The sequence below is a fragment of the Motilimonas sp. 1_MG-2023 genome, assembly GCF_030547455.1.
Lineage (GTDB): Bacteria > Pseudomonadota > Gammaproteobacteria > Enterobacterales > CBDFNC01 > Motilimonas.
Map to the genome: position 1 here is coordinate 1 of NZ_JAUOPX010000087.1, position 3,290 is coordinate 3,290.

Sequence of the window (3,290 nt, forward strand, 5' to 3'; positions counted from 1 at the left end):
AGAAGCGGGGCTTAAATGCGCTCAAAATGATTGAAACGATAGTCACCGCAGTGATGAAAAAGGGTGAATACCCAGATTTGTTTGGGTTGATATCGGATTAGTCAAGCTGGGGTTGGTGAAAGGTTACCATATCATTTCCTTAATCTATTGACGTTATTGTCTCAAAGTTAAGTGTCCGATGGGATTAGACAAGAACAAACCATTTGTCACGATAACGCAATCATGCTAATGGGGTTTTAGTCAATGGATTATACGTTTTAGAGCATAACTTAGATCAATAGCGATGCAGTCCATGACTGAAGCCCCAAGATTTTATTAATGTTGAGACACAGCGGGGGCATTTGTCTAAGGCGGTTTTAACGGTTAATATCTCTTCTGCCAATATCTCTGATAGTTCGATATTTTGGTGACTGCGTTGACGTTGGCGCGGAGATAGCAACTTAAGCTGTTGTAAAAAGGAATAAATTGTAGTTTATTCATGAGTGCCACTTTATTAATTGTTCATAAGCAAAGTATGGCAGAACTACAACAATATACTCAGACATAGCCAAAAATAAACATCAAACATCCAGATTGAATAAAAAAAGCAACTAAACCATGCAAAAAATGTTAGATCTCGCCCAGGCCATGCTGTCAAGGCGCTTCAAATGAAGTTCGGGGCAGAATTGGTAAAGTGAATCGTGTAAAATTTTAAGTTCGTGCATCTTTCTGTTTGGTTTTTTTGTGTTTTGGATAATTTATTAGATCATGCGGAAAGATGCGATTCTACTTAAATTGATGATTTTTATTGAAATTATCAGGGTGGCTCTGTACTAGATATTGGTTTAACCGAAAAATTTTAAAAAGAGGAAGGTATGGGAAGCTATCTTCGCTTCCAAATAATAGGATTGTAAGATTGTTTCAATATAAACTCTTGATTGAACATAATAAATGTCATTGTGTAAATTTTCTTAAGTTAAAGGAAAAAATATAGAGATGCTGATTGTTTATATTACTATTATTTCAATTGGGGTTGTACAATCTATTGTTTTAACTCTCGCGATGCTTGGTAAGAAAAATGAAGCGGACAGTACGCACAAGTGGCTAGTCGCTCTATGTTTATTACTTGTAATTAGCTTAACCGAAGGTGTTGTTGATATCGCTGGATTAGACCAGCAATTTTCCCATTTATCTCTTCTGATGTTACCTGTTACTGGGCTGTTTTTACCTTTATATTGTGCCTATATTTCTGACATGGTCGGCAGCAAGCTTAAAGGCGCTTTACTTTTACATTTTACCCCCTCATTATTTGTATTTTTAATGACATCACCCTTTTTTCTATTAGATAGTGATACAATCATAGAACTGTTTAATGGTGATATGCAGGACACGTATTTTGATACGTTGACATCGATTACATTATTTTTATTACTGATAGTAACTATTTTTCAAGGTGGTTATTATATTACTACCTGCTTTAAACTGTTATCCAGCTACAAAACTCTTATTGGCGAACATCTATCATTTAATGAAAAAATATCATTAACATGGTTAAAAGTAATGACAATAGGTCTTGCTATTATTTGGTTTATGTTAGTTATAATATTTTTAACAGGGGAATTATTTTCAGAGTATTTACTTATTACTTTGCATGTTATTGGCGCACTCCTCGTTATTAGCTTGAATATTGTTGGTTTACAACAGGTAAATATATTTAAAAAACTAAGAATTGATATGCATAAACTGACCGATGGAAGCTCATCGGATGTGGAAAAAGAAAAATACCAACGCTCGTCTCTTGATAAGGCATTAGCAGAAAAACTATGTCAATCGACCCTAAAATTTATGGAAACAGAAAAACCTTTCTTGGATAATGAACTATCATTATCTAGCCTAGCCGATTCACTAGACTTACCACCACACTACCTCTCTCAAGTAATCAATCAAATCACGAATAAAAACTTCTTTGAATTTATTAATGGTTATCGTGTGCAATTTTCGAAGGAACTTTTATTAAATTCAAATGACACTGTTTTAAAAATTGCTATGGATTCTGGATTTAACTCAAAAACCACTTTCTACAAAGCCTTCAAAAAAGACGCTTTAATGTCACCATCCGAATATAGGCGACTTAAAAAGTAAGTTAACCTGAGATCTGCTTAAGCAACTACTACTAATGAATTTAGCTCAACATCAGTTAGACTAAGGTGTGGCTTGTTGTCTTTCAAACAATAGGCCACCAATCCGGCTATTAAATTCAGCATAAAGCCATTCATGCTCCGGTGTCTTGAGTGCTCAATGTATGAAATATTCTTTAATTGGTCGTTTATTGTTTCAATGATGAAACGCTTTGACAGCATCACGCGATCCCATAATGCGATAGCCTTTGGTTTCATATTTTTACGAACTGTCGTGATGAGGGTGACGCCTTATTCTAATAAATCAGCTTCCAATGCTTTACTCAAGTACCCCTTATCACTATACAGTCTGTCGGTTAGTTCTTCGGTTAATTCACGGACTGGCTGGGTGTCATGAACATTACCTGTTGCCACTTTGGCCGCCACTATTTCACCTAGGTGGTTAACGATTAAATGAAGCTTAAAGCCATCCCATCGTTCCTTTACCTCGCTGAGCAATGCCATCGAAGGTTTTATGCCTTGGAATACGAATGTTATGGCAGACTTTTATCGTTGTAGAATCAATGAATTCAGCGCCTGTAGGCTTTCCTTGAAACGAAGTGAAATAGGCGCACATTGGCACGATAACTTTCGGCATCAGCGCTAAAAATCGAGTGTAACTGAGTAGATTAGGCAGGGTGAGATCTCACAATATACTTAAGGCTATTATGTTTATTTAATAAGCAAAATTAACTTTGAATTCTTGCTAAAAGCTTGCCAACTACGAAACACTTGAACAATATATGTGCACTTCGATTACACATTTATCTGCACCTTTAGTTGCTGTTTATTTTCTGTTCAAAGTGGAATCCCGCCCTGGTAGATTAGGGAACTCTTTTTTGTACATAAGTGAAACGCAACCGAGGTAATAATTCTTAAAATCACGGTAGTGAGACATATGAAAATTCACAACAATAGTCATGATTTCACTGGTCGACATTCGGTTATCACGTCGCTGCTTTTGGGTACCATCTTCAAGTAATTGTTGTTGCCACTGGGGGATAAACACGTTGCAAAAGTCATCGACATCGCAAAACAATTCGACTAATTTATTCATTGCCTGTTCCTTTTTGGTCTGCCTGTTCCTTTTTGGTCTGCCTGTTCCTTTTTGGTCTGCCTGTTCCTTTTTGGTCT

Annotated in this window: 1 protein-coding gene and 3 pseudogenes; 1 reads left to right on the forward strand and 3 read right to left on the reverse strand. The window is 36.2% G+C overall.

The window, feature by feature from the left end:
- Positions 1-223 precede the first annotated feature (223 nt).
- A pseudogene (locus Q4519_RS21405) lies at positions 224-480 on the reverse strand (IS1595 family transposase); the annotation flags it as partial.
- A gap of 495 nt (positions 481-975) precedes the next feature.
- Here Q4519_RS21405 and Q4519_RS21415 point away from each other — a divergent pair.
- A complete protein-coding gene (locus tag Q4519_RS21415) occupies positions 976-2,121 on the forward strand; it encodes an AraC family transcriptional regulator (RefSeq protein ID WP_303515932.1) in 1,146 nt (381 codons plus the stop codon).
- 17 nt (positions 2,122-2,138) lie between these two features.
- On the opposite strand, the pseudogene Q4519_RS21420 reads toward Q4519_RS21415, so the two are convergent.
- Positions 2,139-2,790 (reverse strand): annotated as a pseudogene (locus Q4519_RS21420) (IS982 family transposase); the annotation flags it as partial.
- A 186-nt stretch (positions 2,791-2,976) separates the two neighbouring features.
- A pseudogene (locus Q4519_RS21425) lies at positions 2,977-3,213 on the reverse strand (IS982 family transposase); the annotation flags it as partial.
- Between the last annotated feature and the right edge of the window lie 77 nt (positions 3,214-3,290).